Genomic DNA, 14,342 nt, shown 5'->3' with positions numbered 1-14,342 from the left:
GAACACACTATGGCACTGTTTAAGGCAAAAGACGGCACGCAGATTTACTACAAAGACTGCGGCGCGGGCAAACCGATCCTCTTCAGCCACGGCTGGCCGCTGGACGGCGATATGTGGGACAGCCAGCTGAACTACCTGGCGGAGCGCGGCTTCCGCGCCATCGCCTTTGACCGTCGCGGCTTTGGCCGCTCGGATCAGCCGTGGACCGGCTACGACTACGATACCTTTGCGTCCGACATCAACGACCTGATTACCACCCTGGACCTGCGCGACGTGACGCTGGTGGGCTTCTCCATGGGCGGCGGCGACGTGACGCGCTACATTAACAACTACGGCAGCGAACGCGTAGCCGGGCTTGCGCTGCTGGGCGCGGTAACGCCGATTTTCGGCAAATCCGATAGCTACCCGGAAGGCGTGGATCAGAGCGTGTTCGACGGTATTCGCGACGGACTGCGCAAAGACCGCGCCCAGTTCATCAGCGATTTCGCCACGCCGTTCTACGGCACCAACGCCGGGCAGACCGTTTCCGCGGGTGCCCTGACGCAGACGCTGAACATCGCCCTGCTGGCGTCGCTGAAGGGCACCATCGACTGCGTGACCGCCTTCGCCGAGACCGACTTCCGCCCGGATATGGCGAAAATCGACGTGCCGACGCTGGTGATCCACGGCAGCAACGACCAGATCGTGCCGTTTGAAAGCACCGGCAAGCTGGCGGCGGAGATGATCAACAACGCCACGCTGAAGGTGTACGACAACGCCCCGCACGGCTTCGCGCTGACCCACCAGGACCAGCTCAACGAAGATCTGCTGGCGTTTGTGAAGTCGCTGTAAGCGGTTACCGCTTCCCACCGCGTTAACGCTCGTGGGCGCGTTGTGTTTCTGTTCAGACTTTGTCCAGCTACATACGCGCCCCGAAATAGCGACGCTCGCAACGATTGAACAGAATAATTTCCTGCCGGAAAAGAAATGATGAATTTACAAATAATCAATTGACTGCATGGCATATTCTGCAACGCCATGAAGCGAAACCTACGTCTGGATTTTAATTCTCTCCCCGAGTCATAAAAGCGTTTTTTATCTCCCCGCGCGCAATATAATTCCGTTTCCCTCAACCCGCCGTAAATTTTACAAAGTGCTTTAATATAAAAGACTTAAATTTACTGTTTGACTGAATAACTTTAATTATTCCTTCCGGCTAAGATCGAGCAGGCCGATCGATTGTGGATCATTGATAGGACTTATCAATACCTTAAAATCGATCGGAATTGGCGATCATTTTTGCTTTAAAAATGCCTTAAAGACATATAAAATCGCCGACTTACTTTATAAATCCTATTTTAAAGAGTTACCTGTTTTTTACTTGTAATTTTAATGTTAACTAGTGTGGTTGAAGTGAAAAACATATTCCCGAGGCGGAAAAATAATTTCCGCAAAGAGATTCACATTACGTTCTTTATTGTAATCCTAACGACTGCGCTGGGCGGCATAATTGCAAACGTTCTTCAGTGGAAGAATCAAGAAAGAGTTTATGACAATATTTCACTACAGATAACCGAAGATAAGAAAAATGAGATTGAGTATATTATTCGGTACGTTGAGAGGAAATTTAATAACCTGACGAGGCTTCTCGAAAAAAGCAAGAGCCCTGATAGTCTCTTTAACGAGAAAATCCATCTGCGAGAAAATCTCATGGGTGCCTTTGGGCTTATTCCTGCGGTTTCGTCAGTCTACATCGGGGATACAAAGGGCCGCTTTTTAGCCGTACCGTCGTTAGAGCTGGAAACCGGCCTGAAGCCAGGCGGGAGGCCGTGGTTTGTACGCCCCACCGACGATCTCTCCAGCGTGAAATATTCGGGAGGATATCGCGATCTGCAAACGGGCCAGCGCGTTTTCTCCGTGTCCAGGGCGCTTTTTATCGAAAACGGCTATTACGCCGTGATTGGTATGGACGTCAACCTGCTCAGGCTCGGCGTTCTCTATGAAAAAATGCGCCATACCATGCCGGCCGATCTCTATATTCTCGACGAGCGCGGCAACCTGGTGATTGGTGACGAAAAACGCTGGCAGACGTTGCCGCAGCAATCATTCACGGCCCTGGAGGGGAACAGCGGAGTGCTAAGCCAAACCCTCAACGGAAAACGTTTCTACTATAGCAAAATGCGCGAACCGCACTGGACCGTGCTCATGGCGGTTGATGATAAAGTCCTCGCGGAAACGCTTTACCGGGAAAGCGTTTTGCCGGCGATCACGCTTCTGACGATGCTGCTGTTTCTGCTGTTTTGCTGGTGGCGGTCGCTCGAAATCCTACAGATTTTCTACTTCAACCTCCTGAACAAGCTCAAGGGCCACAGCAGCAGCGTGGATAATCTTCTTGAAGAACAGATCCGTAAGAGCAGCAACGAGCTTGGGATGATGGAAACCTGCGCGAAAACGGATGGCCTGACGGGCTTATTAAATCGTCGCGTCTTCGACCGCGATCTCCATGACGCACTGAAGCGCCCTGATTTGCCTGTTTCCCTGGCGATGGTGGATATCGATAACTTCAAGCTCATCAACGATACGTATGGTCATCTCATTGGGGATGATGTGCTTCGTGTCTTCGCATCCATGGCGATCCAGTCTCTCGAGAGCGAAGCCATACGCGTGTATCGCTATGGCGGAGAAGAGTTTGCAATCCTCTTCCAGGGGCTCCCTTTTGCAGAGGCTAAACGCGCGCTGGAAACCTTCAGGCATGCATTTGCCGCACGTAAATGGCGAGATAATCTCTCATCCGTGTCGTTCAGCGCCGGGATAAAGCAATGGGAGGGAGAAAAGCTGGCTCCCTTTGTCGCGGCGGTGGATAAACTGCTCTATCGGGCAAAGGAATCAGGGAAAAATAATATCAACGGTGACGGCGGCAAGAAGGACGATAATCAATGAAAAACTTGAGTATTTATGCAACGCTTAACCGCCTGTTTTTAGGTCTGGCCATCTGCTCAATATTCTTATTCGCCCTTTTTTATTTGAGTCAACGGGTCATTATTGCTAATTCATACCATCAGATGAACGATGATTATATTAGCAACATGCGCAACTATGTACTCCAGCGGCTAACCGGATATCAAGAAGAGACAAAATTTATCGCGGAAACCATCGGTGCGAATGAATCCTTAGCGACCATCATTAGTGGGAAGAATGAGACTAAAATGCTCAATACCTTTCAGATGCTCCCACACATCGGCGCATTGACCGTGAGCGACATGGAGGGACACTATCTTCTGCTGCCCCAAACGTTTTCCAGAAAGCTCGATGTTAGCTTTGATCCACGCGAGCGCCCCTGGTTCATCCGCAGGGCAACCTACGGTTTACGGCCGGAATTTACCCTCCCCTATCGTGATATTTTTAATAATCAGCCGTGGATTAGTATCTCTTTACCGATCTTTTATAAAAATACTAAACAGGAAGGAGTCGTATCCCTCTCAATAAACCCTCAGGTATTGACGGACCTGCTGAAAGTTTCAGTGGGCCCTTCCAGGGGTAAACTGTCACTGGTGGCGCATGACGGGACGTTTATTGCCGGCACGCCGCCTGCGGTCATGCCCAGCCAAACCGATCTCAACGGCGAAGTGGGATCCTATGAAAACGTTGAGGCAGCCTATTACTACGTCTCCCTGACGCATCCCAACTGGTACATTGTTTATGAAGTTCCGAAAAGCATTCTCAATGGGATGATCAACGACGAAAGCAGCGCGGTACTGTACGCGGCGGTATTCTCGCTGCTCATGCTCCAGCTGTGCTGGATCCGCATGCGTGCAAATGCCAATCGTATTGAAAAACATTTTACCGGCCAGCTGGTGCAAAACGGCGACGACACAAGGCATGTCAGCCTGCCATCGGCCCTGAATCATCTCTCTGAGAGACGTAATAAACTCAGGAAGGAATCGATCCAGGACGGTTTAACCGGCCTGTACAACAGGCGGGCGTTTGACAAGCTGCTACAGGAAAGCAGCCAGGATAAACATCTCTATCTGGCGATAATTGATATTGATAATTTCAAAGCGATAAACGATATCTGGGGACACCCGATCGGCGACGAGGTGCTAAAGCGGATGGCCTCCATGGCAATGCTGGCGTTTCACCATCAGGGAATGTTTCTCTTCCGCTACGGCGGCGAGGAGCTGGCGGTAGTATTCCGGGACGTTGCGCCCGCCGTCGCCCTGCATGCTCTGGAAACACTGCGTAAAGCGGTCGAGCACTATAAATGGGACAATGGCCCTGAGCAGGTCACATTCAGCGCCGGGTTCTGCCAGTGCAGGGAAGAAGATGTTCAGCTGATGCTGGCTACCGCAGATGCGCTGCTTTACCAGGCAAAGCGTAGCGGTAAAAACAGAATCATCTGCGAGGCCGGGTTGGAACCGAACCTTACCTGGTAACCTGTCCGAGAGAATAAAAATGCCCGCGTGGTTTCACGCGGGCATTTTTTTACGCGTATTTTCCTCGCCTCATTCAGGCAGGAGAGGCCGCGTCACGATCGCAGCAATACTCCACGAAGGCACTGAAGGGAAGCGGCTTTGAATAATAATACCCCTGGAAAAAGTCGATATTGTTCTCCAGCAGCCAGCTAACCTGATAATCGTATTCCACCCCTTCGGCCACCGTTTTAATGCCCATTTGCTTCGCCATGGCAATCACGCAGTTGATTAACGGCGTTGAAGCGGCGGGTGAAATTTGATTGATAAACATACGGTCTATCTTGATGCTGTCCGGGTTAAGCGTGCTTATCCATGACAGATTCGAAAAACCGGTGCCAAAGTCGTCCAGAGAAATCGATACGCCCTTTTCACGAATAAACTTAATCTTATTCAAAAGATCGTCATTCATCTCAATTCGTTCATTTTCCGTAAATTCAAAAACCAGCCGTAATCCCATCTCACGAAAACGTTGTGCAAAACAGGTGGTAAATGCGCCAAAGCTGTCAAGCGACAGATGAGAATGGCTGATATTGACATTAAAAATGAAGCCTTGCGGCCAGATATTTCCCGCCTGACGACAGTCAGCCAGCACCCGATTAAGCAAATTTTCGGTCATCATGCCAATAAGATGATTTTTCTCCGCCAGGGGAATAAAAATATCTGGCCTGACAAACCCGAGGTCATGGTGTTCCCAGCGCGCCAGGATCTCCGCGCCGATGACGCGATTATCGCTGGCGGAAATAATAGGCTGATAGTGCGGTTTAATATGATCGTTAATGATTGCGGTAGCCAGATGCTGTTCAAGTGAACGACGGCGTGACATGACCATCCAGGCCAACAGCGTAAGCAAGAAAGACGGAGCAATAATCAGAAAGAGATATATCCAGGACTGGCCGATCTCCTGCCAGACCTCGAGCCTGTCAGGTAAACGCCAGGAGAGGGTATAAAAATCGGAGGCCTCGTGCCGGGTATAGTCCGACAGGATCCTCTCCGCCTCTTGCCCTTTTAAAATGCCCTGTTTGGTCAGAAGATTATCGTTAATCTGTAAGACGAATCGCCGATCGAGATTGGCATTTCCCATGATCCCCCACAGATAACGAAGATCGGCGGAGACGATCACTCCCCCTCCCGGCAAACGCTGGTATAACGACAAAACGGGAATACCCACCGAAGCCATTGTATTATCAATTTTGATGCCGTCCGTACCAAAGCTGCTGAGGTTCACCCGATGACCAATGTTATCAAGAAGCGAGGAGCAATATATTCGGTCTTTATTCAGCAGGTTAACCACCAGCATTCGCATTTCGTGGGCCGTTAGCGTATTGAGCTGGTTCTGAAGCCGCGCATCGCACTTCTTATTTATCCACTGATCGGCCTTTCGGGCAACGTCCTGCGCTTCGGCGAGTAAACTTTCAACAGCATTTTGAATCGGTACCGTCTGCTGGATAATTTGCGCCTCAAGCTGGCGCTGCGCAACGAAGAAAGTTAACAAGGTCGCCAGAGCCATCGACGACAAAGAAAATAACGCAAGAAGAAAATATCTTCTGCGTTGGGCTTTGCCCGCGTTAATTGTGTTCATGTTGTTCCGTCTGTCCGGGGAAACGATCCGTTTAACGTGAAGCGCCTGTTACACGCTCTTTTTGTTTTTGCATATATTCGTTAATAAAACGCTCTTTACTCAGCGGTCGTGAGAACAGATACCCCTGCCCGTATTTTACGCCCAGCCTTAACATGCTGGATAACTGAGTGTAATTCTCGACACCTTCAAGAATAACGTCGGTATCGTGCTGGCTTATTACCTGCAAAATCTCTTTAGTGGACGCCTCGTTGCCCCGTGCCAGGCAGGCGCGATCGAGCTTAATATAGTCGGGGCTCCATTCTGCCAGACGTGTATTAAGCGCATCCAGCGTGCCTATTCCATCCCAGGCAATATGGAGGCCCCCTGTCTTTAGCGTTTCAAGATTCTGTCTGGCAATATCCGATAGAGGCCCTTCGCCATGCGTAATTTCACAGACGAGCTGAAGTGCTGAAATCGCCTGTTTTTCAACAATGCTCATTGTCTTACGGCCAAAGTCGGGCGTATTGATCTGAACGGATGAGATATTAAAAGTATAAAGATAAGAGGTGTCCGTCTCCCCGTGCTTTTTGGCCATAAACGACAGGGCCTTTTCCAGAACGTAATACCCCATCTCCACGATAGTGCCGTTTTGTTCCAGAAGCTGGATAAATTCAGCCGGCGGGACAACGTTGCGACGATGGGTGCCACGCACCAGCACTTCGCCACCAATACAAATAAAGCGAGATAAATCAAAAATGGGCTGAATAACAAAATCAATGCCGACATCAAATTTTGCATCTTCTACACAGCGCACGACGTAATCGGTACTTTTTTCCATATCGACCTCGCAGAAATAAATTTTTTAATCAAAGCGGCCGCAGAAGGTAAGAACTTAAATGCCGTAAGATTCGATCGCGGGCGTACGAAAAGAGGGTACGGGCGCAAACCGGTCAGAAAACGCCTTTTTGCCGAATGGCCTTCATCTTCTGCGCCGGTGCGTTCAGGCTGCTCAGCGCAATCTCTTCCGTCTGTCCGTTTTTTACGCTTTCAGCGGGTTGGACGCTGCCAGCGCCCCCCGAGCTTAGCTTCCGCAACAGCCGTGTTTGCTGGTCCAGCAGTGTTTTCAGGTGAACGACCTCGCTGCGAAGCTGCGTCAACTCTTCACGCGACGCCTCATCCAGCGCGGCTGGCGGTTGCCGTTGCAGCGCGTCGGACATGAGCGCGCGCAGCTGACGCAACTGCTGTTTGCTGAAATCCGCGTTTGCTTTTGCCGGGTCTGTCTCCACGGGAGCAGACCCGTGGGCAGGAAGCAGATCGGCGCTGGAAAGCTCCTGAAACAGGGCATCCAGGGTGAGCCCTTCGCGGCCAAGGGATTCCGCGATATGGCTGCAAAGTAGCGGGTTCAGGAGCTGCAACTGAAGGCCGGCCAGGTAAACGTTGCGGTGGAAACGACGCATCTCCATCTGGGTATCTTCAGAATTGCTTCCCTGAAGCTTAATGGCCTCGTGCCATTTTTTAAGCTGTAGCATTGCGCGCATGTCCGCGCGCGAATGCTCAGGCGACAAATGAAGGGTAAAATTTACCCGCCGAATTGGCCCGTTACTCATCGTCACCCACCTCTGCCATATGCGGCAGGGCGACCTCCTCTACCTCCGAATCGGCATGATAGAGGCAAATTTCCCGCGACAGTGCGCTCTGAGGATTATCGATGGCGATCACGCGATCCCCCAGCGTGGCATAGGTTTCACGAACGGCCTTTTCAACCAGATGTGCGCCCCCGCCAACCAGATAAACGCGATTCGGGTTTTTGGAGAACTTCTTCGCTTCGTAAGCCACCTGATCCCCCAGCTCCTGAATTTTGATTTCAATTCGTTCCAGGATATCTGTAATGCGAGATTCATCGTTAATGACGCTTTTCACGAAATCCATATCATGGCGACGTTTGATGAGCTCGTTAGCAACAAGGTAGCTGGAGTCGCTATCGGCAGCGGCTAACAGCTTACGCGTCGCGTCAGTCACCATGGCCACGCCAATTTCGTTGTTACCGTAGATCGCAGAAACATCATCAAACTCACCAACAATAACGCCCATATCCAGCGTGGTGCCGCCGCAGTCAATCACCAGTGATTTGGTGAATTCATTGACCCGTGAGTTAAGCAGGTGAGAAAGCGCCGCAGGTAAACTTTCCGGCATCACCTGAACATCGACGATGCGGAATAATTCGCCTTTATTCAGCGAGATATCCCGCATCAGATTGCGCCGTTTTGCGTCAATGCGGCTTTCGTTGCGCTGGCAGTCATCTGGGTTGTAGTACTGCGTGATCGGCAAAGTCACGATGATTTCAACCTCGCATGGGGCAATTCCCGTTTGCAGCAGGGCGTGGTGAACGGCCAACAGGTTGAGATCGTCATACTGATAGTCGATGTGCGTGGTCGAAAGCGCCTTGTCGGAGGTCGCGTCGTACGTATATTTCGTCGTTCCAATGGTGTAGTTGTACACCGACTGTCCACGCAGTAGCGCAGCGCTTTTCCAGTCTTTGCGGAAGGAATTTGGTGATACCACCGTTTTCAGAATGCCGTCCTGGATCCAGCTGATTTTGACGTTAGTGGAGCCATCATCAATGGCGAATTTCATACGTTTTGCAGTCATTATTAAAGTCTCATTTCAGGTATGTAAGAAGGCTTTCTGCACGGCCTTACAGGACGCGTCGTGCACCTAAATAACGTTTTTGCCAGAAGTCATCGGTGAGTTGACTAATACGGATAGTGAGCCCGGTTCGCGGGGCTTCGATAAACTGCCCCTCGCCGAGATAAACGCCAACGTGATCGGCTCCCGGCCGCTGGTTGATATTGAAAAAGACCAGATCGCCCTTCTTCAGGTGCGGCTGTCGCACCGGCTTTAAGCGGTTGTCCTTGTACATGCTGTTCGCCGTACGCGGCAGCTTTTGCTCCAGAACATGGTTGAAGGCGTAAAATACCAGGCCACTACAGTCGAAACCTTCGTGCGGGCTTGCCCCGCCCCACTGATAGGGTTTTCCAAGCTGGCTTTCCAGACGGTGAATAACGGTGCGTAACTTCGTCTGGCTCTCTCTCATGCGGCGCGGATCCCGCGCCTTTTTCATTATTTTTTCTGAGCTACCGAGCGCACCGGGCGACCAGCGTACGTGCATAGCCAACGTCTTTCGGTTGCTCGCCCGCTCCGCCCGTTTCCTCTCACGCTCGCGGGCTATCTGTCCGGGCGTGGGCGGCAGCCGGTTTTCGCGCTTTTTCGCTTCCGCAAAAAGCCGGTCACGGTTTGCCTTACGCTTCTGAGCCTCGGCGGAAACTGGTGATGCGGATAACGTCAGCGGCTGCGCCTCAACCGGGGTTATCGAACCGACCAGCGTGACCATCAGGAAGAAAAAGCGCACCAGACGGACGTAATCAGTCCGTTCAGGTACGAAAGTGAGGAAGCGAGGAAAACGTTTCACAGCGATAGTCTGGACGTTACTGACGATGGTTAAGCTTATCTGCCAATGGCTTAATGACTTTCTCGCCCTGGTGTCCGAAGAACTGATACAGCGAATCGCTGGCCGAATGGGTCAGCACCATGATCTCAATTCGTCGGTTCTCGGAACTCAGGGGGTTGTCCGGGTCCAGCAGCACCTGGTCAGCCATGCCGCTTACCTGCAATACTTTTTCCGGATCAAGGCCGCCGCGCGTCAGCACGGCACGGGCCTGCATCGCACGTTCGCCAGAGAGCGCCCAGTTGTTGTACAGCTCCTGATCGCGAAAACGGGTTGCATCGGTATGGCCTGTGATCACAATCTTGTTTTCAATTTTGTTAAGCTCAGGCGCAAACTCGGTCAGCAGACGTTTGAAAAAAGGCGTCAGAATGGCGCTGCTGCGCTGGAACATTTCGCGTTTACGATCGTCGGTTATCAGGATACGTAACCCCTGAGGCACCACTTCCATCTTGAGGTTCGCCTGCGCGTTATAGGCGGAGGTGATCTTCATGATAACGCGCGCCAACTCCTCAATTTCGTTTTGAGAGCGCACGCTGACGTCTTCAAGCGTATCCGCATTTTTCGCCAGCGCCTCGAGTTCCTTGCGTTCCTCCGCGACGGCCGCGGCCGCGCCCTCATCCTTATCCTCGTCATCCTCATCCTCATCCTCATCGCTGCTGCCGTTATGCTGGTGAACGAGGGGGATCTGGCTGCCTCTGTTGAACTCTTCCTGGGAAATCTGAATGATGGAGCTGCCTTCAAATATCGACTCGCCGTTCAGCCGCGAGACGATCTCTTTACGTTCTTCTTCTGTTACCGCCCCCATAATCCAAAGCACCATGAATAGCGCCATCATCGCCAGGGTAAAATCGGCAAAGGCCACCTTCCACGCCCCGCCATGAAAAGCATCATGGCTTTTGCGCGACGAGCGTTTGATGATGGTGGTATGTTCTTTATTACGACCGCGCATCAAGCATCACCAGTCATCTGGTTTACCCAGCCGTCAAGTGTGGCAAAGGTGGGTTTGGTGTCCATCGGTAGCATTTTGCGGCCCGCATCCACCGCCAGCAGCGTCGGTTTACCGGCAACATGGTTGACCAGCACGGTGCGGACGCACTCCAGCACCGCAATCTGCTTTTTGGTGCGCTGCTCCATGGCGTTTGCGACAGGATCCATCAGGCAGTAGCAGAAAAACACGCCCAGGAAGGTGCCGACCAGCGCGGCGGCAACCTTCACGCCGATGACCGCAATGGAGCCGTCGATAGACTGCATGGTGATGATAATGCCAAGCACCGCGGCACAGATGCCGAAGCCGGGCATCGCTTCTGCCGTACGCTGTAGCGACCGGGACGGCTGAAGCAAGTTTTCCTCCATCGCGACCAACTCTTGCTCAAGGATGCCTTCCAGCTCGTGCTCGTTGATCTTGCCCATCGCCATCAGGCGGAAGTTGTCAGAGATGAACGTCACCAGCGCGTTGTCGTGAAGCATGAGCGGGTACTTCTGAAACAGCGGGCTGTTCTCGGGCGACTCAATATGTTCGTCCAGTACCTTCAGGCCACCATCCTGCACCAGCTCCAGCAGTTCATATAAGAGCATGAGCAGCTGGCGCTGGTACTCATTGGTATATTCATTCTTACGCATGATGCCGCGGAACTGGCGATACATTTCCCCCATCACCGCAGGCGGGTTCGCCAGCACCATCGCCCCCAGCCCCGCGCCAAGAATGATAATGATTTCACCCGGTTGCCAGAACGCCGTGAGTTTGCCGCCAGACATAAGAAAACCGCCAACAACGCAGGCCATAATGATTAAAATACCTAAGAGTTTCTGCATACACCTTTCACTTCTGGAAAAAAGACTGAATTTTTTGGGCGATTTTTTTATTGAGCTGACAGACCCTGGCTTCCGTTAAATCAAGGACCAAAGCGATCTCTTTAAGGCTCATTTCATGCTGGTAATAAAGCGTCAGGATCAGCTGTTCGCGTTCATCCAGCGCCGCCAGCGCACTGCGCAGCGTCCGGCTAACGACGATTTCATCCTCCAGCTTGCGGCTATCCAGCGCGCTGGTGTGAACATCATCGCCTAACAGCTCATCCAGGCTCTCTATGGTTTTGGCGCAATCCAGCAACAGGTACTCCTGGTACTCTTCCGCAGAAATGGAGAGATGACGTTTGATATCCTCAAACGTGGGCGTACGCCCGAGTTGACGCGTCACGTCGCGGATATCGTCATTGAGTTTGTGCGTCTTTTGCCGCAGGCGCCGCGGACGCCAGTCAAGCGAGCGGAGTTCATCCAGTATCGCGCCGCGAATACGCTGTGCCGCATAGGCAGCAAATTGCTCGTCCGGATGACCATAGCGACGCAGGGCGGTTAACAGGCCCATGAGCGCGATCTGCTCCATATCTTCTTGACCCATCACGCTGCTGGTCTGGTACGACAGCTGTTTCACAATCTTTTTGACCAGCGGCAAATAGGCGCTGAGATAGCGCCCTTCATCCGCGGGGGTCAGCGTTTCGTTCGCGACAAAATCCATCATTTGCATTGCGGTGCCGCTTTCACTGGAAGACCATTTTGCTGATGATGACGTCCTCGAAAGGAACGCTCATCTTCAGGCTCTTGAAACGGGCTGCGTAGGCGTCCTGTAGTTTTTTATGCAGTTGTTCGACGCTCATTGCGCGCACCACGTCGTAATCCAGGTCTGAGAGCAGGCTTACCGTGGCGCCGCGAACGGCAGGGATCATCTCCTGCGCTTTACGCGTACTTTCCGCATCGCTGGTCGCCAGATTGAGCTCAAGCAACAGATAGCGTTCTTTATGCCCGGTCCCTCTTAGCGTGATGACCACATTTTTGATCTCCACAAACTCAACGGCGCCTTTCTCAGGGCTGGAAAACATCCCGGACAGGAAGCTCTTACCCGTGGTTTCATCCAGACGAAGCAGATGCGTGCCGACCACCGTCATACCGGCGGCCAGCATGGCGGTCACGAGGGCGATGATAATGCCGAAAGAAAGCGTTTTTGCATTCATAGTGTTCTGTGCCTTATACCGTCAGAAGGACCGAGTTATCGTGGCGAGCGTCGTCGCCGTTCGGGGAATGAGCAGCAATCTCTGCACCTGCCAGAATGGCGTCCTGCTGCCCGTTAAATGGATGTCCTCTTCCCTGCTGTTGTCCTCCGGACTGGGAAGAGACCTGGACGTTAACCTGGACAAAGTTTTGCTCCGTCAGGCTCTGCCGAAGTTCGTTGCTTGTCTGCTGTAAGGCACGATAAACCTCGGCATGACTTGCGTTGATTTGTACCTGTACACGTCCGCTATCGATTTGCATCGCGATGTCGATTTTGCCCATATCCGGGGGATCGAGACGGATAGTGGCATGCTGAATTTGCTGCTTAACCTGTACCTGAAGGCGCTCTCCCAGCGCGCTTTGAAGTTGCTCGCTCCAGCGTGAAGGTTCAGGATCCATCTTCAGCGTCGTCGCGGGCAGGGATGGCGTGGAGGTCACAGCCGCGCCGACGGACGGTGCCGGAGAGGGTGATGCTGACGCTGGCGTTGACGTTGCTACCGGCATCACCTGCGTCAGGTCAGCAGCTGCCGGTTGCGAAACGACGTGTGCAACAGTGGCGGCTGGCACAGCGTCCACGCCTGCCGACTGCGGTGCGGGCTGCGTTAGCGGTGTTAGCGGTTGCTGCGTCGGTGCTGAGGCAAGCGGAACGCTTTGTGAAGCCAGTGACGTATGCTGGACCGACAGCGCGCGCGCGGCGTCACTCTTTGGCTTTACTTCCAGCGTCAACGCAGGTGGCGTCGCGCTTACCGCCAGCCCAACAGGGCTATCGGTGAAGGTCGGCGAAGCGGCTCGCCCCGACATGAGCAGCGTCTCAAGCAACTGCTGACGCGCATCATCCTTTAGCAGTGACTCGGCAGAGGGCGGAGCATCCTCCTCGGACAAGAGGGGTCGCTCTTCGCCCGGCAGCATCGGGGCAGGCGCGCCCTGTCCCGCCAGTAAGGTACCGATCACGTTGGATAACGCGTCATTAAAGTCCGCCGTCGGCTGCCCCGCCTCAGGATCCAGGACCGCCAGAGGTGTAGATTCGGCCTGCATAAGCAGGCCAGACCCGATGAAGGTGCCCTGAAAAAGATTGAGAATATCCATTAGCCCCCCTCCACGTCGCTAAACAGCGCATACGCCGTCGCGCCCTCGCGGTTACGTAACGCAAGGTCCATTTTTTCCGCCAGGATGTCGCTTTGCCCCTGGCAGTAGTCGCGCGCCTGCCGGTGCAGTTTTTTCAGGTGATCCAGCGCCTGACGCTCGTGAGACGAGAGGGGGCGATCCCCGAGCCCGGTCAGGAACTCAGCGATGCTGGCATCCACGTTCATGACGGCGGGCCAGTTATGGTTTTCCGTTGCGTCACGCAGCGCTTTTGCCAGCGTCTGGAGGGTGTGAAGCGTGCTCATTTTCCCTGGCCCATTTTTTCCCAGCCCTCCTGGATATTGCCCAGAATCACTTCTACCTCCTCAATGATTTCTATTGAGAGCTTGTGGCTGGCGTCATACAGGCGATACACGCAGAAGTCGTATAGATTCGCCAGGCTCAGCGCCAGCTCGCCCCCTTTTTCGTAATCCAGCGAACTGGTCAGCGCATTCAGAATATCGATGCACTTATTGATGCTTTGCGCCTTACGCTCAAAACGGCGGGCCGCAATATGGCTTTTGGCGCGCACAAGCTCGTCCATCAGGCCGTTGAACAGCATCAATACCAGCTGATGCGGATTCGCGGCGGCGGCCTGGAGCGCCAGATCCGATTGTTGATAAAGGCCGTATCCTTCCTGTTCGTTACCGTACATAGCAGCGAA

The 14,342-nt window shown here is 53.0% G+C and carries 15 protein-coding genes; 3 read left to right on the top strand and 12 right to left on the bottom strand.

The window, feature by feature from the left end:
* The first annotated feature begins 9 nt into the window (after positions 1-9).
* The 3 genes from DBR02_RS13545 (at position 10) to DBR02_RS13535 (ending at position 4,412) form a co-directional block, all read left to right on the top strand.
* Positions 10-831: an alpha/beta fold hydrolase gene (locus tag DBR02_RS13545; RefSeq protein ID WP_107534613.1), complete on the top strand. Its 822-nt coding sequence runs from the start codon at positions 10-12 to the stop codon at positions 829-831.
* A gap of 552 nt (positions 832-1,383) precedes the next feature.
* Positions 1,384-2,919 carry a GGDEF domain-containing protein gene (locus DBR02_RS13540; RefSeq protein WP_162301180.1) on the top strand — a complete coding sequence of 512 codons (1,536 nt, stop codon included), beginning with the start codon at positions 1,384-1,386 and terminating at the stop codon, positions 2,917-2,919.
* Positions 2,916-4,412, top strand: a complete 1,497-nt coding sequence (locus DBR02_RS13535) for a sensor domain-containing diguanylate cyclase (RefSeq protein ID WP_107534611.1) — start codon at positions 2,916-2,918, stop codon at positions 4,410-4,412. The genes DBR02_RS13540 and DBR02_RS13535 overlap by 4 nt, the downstream gene beginning before the upstream one ends.
* Positions 4,413-4,485: 73 nt before the next feature.
* On the opposite strand, the gene DBR02_RS13530 is transcribed toward DBR02_RS13535, so the two are convergent.
* The 12 genes from DBR02_RS13530 to fliS all read right to left on the bottom strand — a co-directional run bounded on the left by DBR02_RS13530 (position 4,486) and on the right by fliS (position 14,333).
* The gene (locus tag DBR02_RS13530) at positions 4,486-6,030 is read right to left on the bottom strand and encodes an EAL domain-containing protein (RefSeq protein WP_107534610.1); all 1,545 of its coding nucleotides are present in this window, start codon (positions 6,028-6,030) and stop codon (positions 4,486-4,488) included.
* Between the two features lie 31 nt (positions 6,031-6,061).
* The gene (locus tag DBR02_RS13525; protein WP_107534609.1) at positions 6,062-6,847 is read right to left on the bottom strand and encodes an EAL domain-containing protein; all 786 of its coding nucleotides are present in this window, start codon (positions 6,845-6,847) and stop codon (positions 6,062-6,064) included.
* Between the two features lie 112 nt (positions 6,848-6,959).
* On the bottom strand, positions 6,960-7,538 hold the full coding sequence (locus DBR02_RS13520; RefSeq protein WP_112792155.1) for a hypothetical protein: 579 nt from the start codon (positions 7,536-7,538) through the stop codon (positions 6,960-6,962).
* A gap of 70 nt (positions 7,539-7,608) precedes the next feature.
* Entirely contained in the window at positions 7,609-8,658 is a 1,050-nt protein-coding gene (parM, locus tag DBR02_RS13515; protein WP_369750617.1) for a plasmid segregation protein ParM domain-containing protein, read from the bottom strand.
* Between the two features lie 46 nt (positions 8,659-8,704).
* Positions 8,705-9,478, bottom strand: coding sequence for a C40 family peptidase (locus tag DBR02_RS13510; protein WP_254058668.1), 774 nt, complete (start codon positions 9,476-9,478; stop codon positions 8,705-8,707).
* Positions 9,479-9,494: 16 nt separating this feature from the next.
* Positions 9,495-10,463: a putative lateral flagellar export/assembly protein LafU gene (gene lafU / locus DBR02_RS13505; protein ID WP_107534607.1), complete on the bottom strand. Its 969-nt coding sequence runs from the start codon at positions 10,461-10,463 to the stop codon at positions 9,495-9,497.
* Positions 10,463-11,326: a flagellar motor stator protein MotA gene (gene motA, locus DBR02_RS13500; RefSeq protein ID WP_063450798.1), complete on the bottom strand. Its 864-nt coding sequence runs from the start codon at positions 11,324-11,326 to the stop codon at positions 10,463-10,465. Before motA ends, lafU begins: the two co-directional genes overlap by 1 nt.
* A gap of 7 nt (positions 11,327-11,333) precedes the next feature.
* Positions 11,334-12,035, bottom strand: coding sequence for a FliA/WhiG family RNA polymerase sigma factor (locus tag DBR02_RS13495; RefSeq protein WP_173937196.1), 702 nt, complete (start codon positions 12,033-12,035; stop codon positions 11,334-11,336).
* Between the two features lie 13 nt (positions 12,036-12,048).
* On the bottom strand, positions 12,049-12,519 hold the full coding sequence (locus DBR02_RS13490; RefSeq protein WP_107534606.1) for a flagellar basal body-associated FliL family protein: 471 nt from the start codon (positions 12,517-12,519) through the stop codon (positions 12,049-12,051).
* 13 nt (positions 12,520-12,532) lie between these two features.
* Positions 12,533-13,642 (bottom strand): flagellar hook-length control protein FliK, encoded by a 1,110-nt coding sequence (locus DBR02_RS13485; protein WP_107534605.1) that lies wholly within the window; start codon positions 13,640-13,642, stop codon positions 12,533-12,535.
* Positions 13,642-13,944 carry a hypothetical protein gene (locus DBR02_RS13480; protein WP_107534604.1) on the bottom strand — a complete coding sequence of 101 codons (303 nt, stop codon included), beginning with the start codon at positions 13,942-13,944 and terminating at the stop codon, positions 13,642-13,644. The genes DBR02_RS13485 and DBR02_RS13480 overlap by 1 nt, the downstream gene beginning before the upstream one ends.
* The gene (fliS, locus tag DBR02_RS13475) at positions 13,941-14,333 is read right to left on the bottom strand and encodes a flagellar export chaperone FliS (RefSeq protein ID WP_063450802.1); all 393 of its coding nucleotides are present in this window, start codon (positions 14,331-14,333) and stop codon (positions 13,941-13,943) included. Before fliS ends, DBR02_RS13480 begins: the two co-directional genes overlap by 4 nt.
* Between the last annotated feature and the right edge of the window lie 9 nt (positions 14,334-14,342).

The organism is Enterobacter cloacae complex sp., assembly GCF_900322725.1.
Classification (GTDB): domain Bacteria; phylum Pseudomonadota; class Gammaproteobacteria; order Enterobacterales; family Enterobacteriaceae; genus Enterobacter; species Enterobacter quasihormaechei.
Note: the sequence above shows the minus strand (reverse complement) of the source record. Positions and strands in the feature narration are given on the sequence as shown.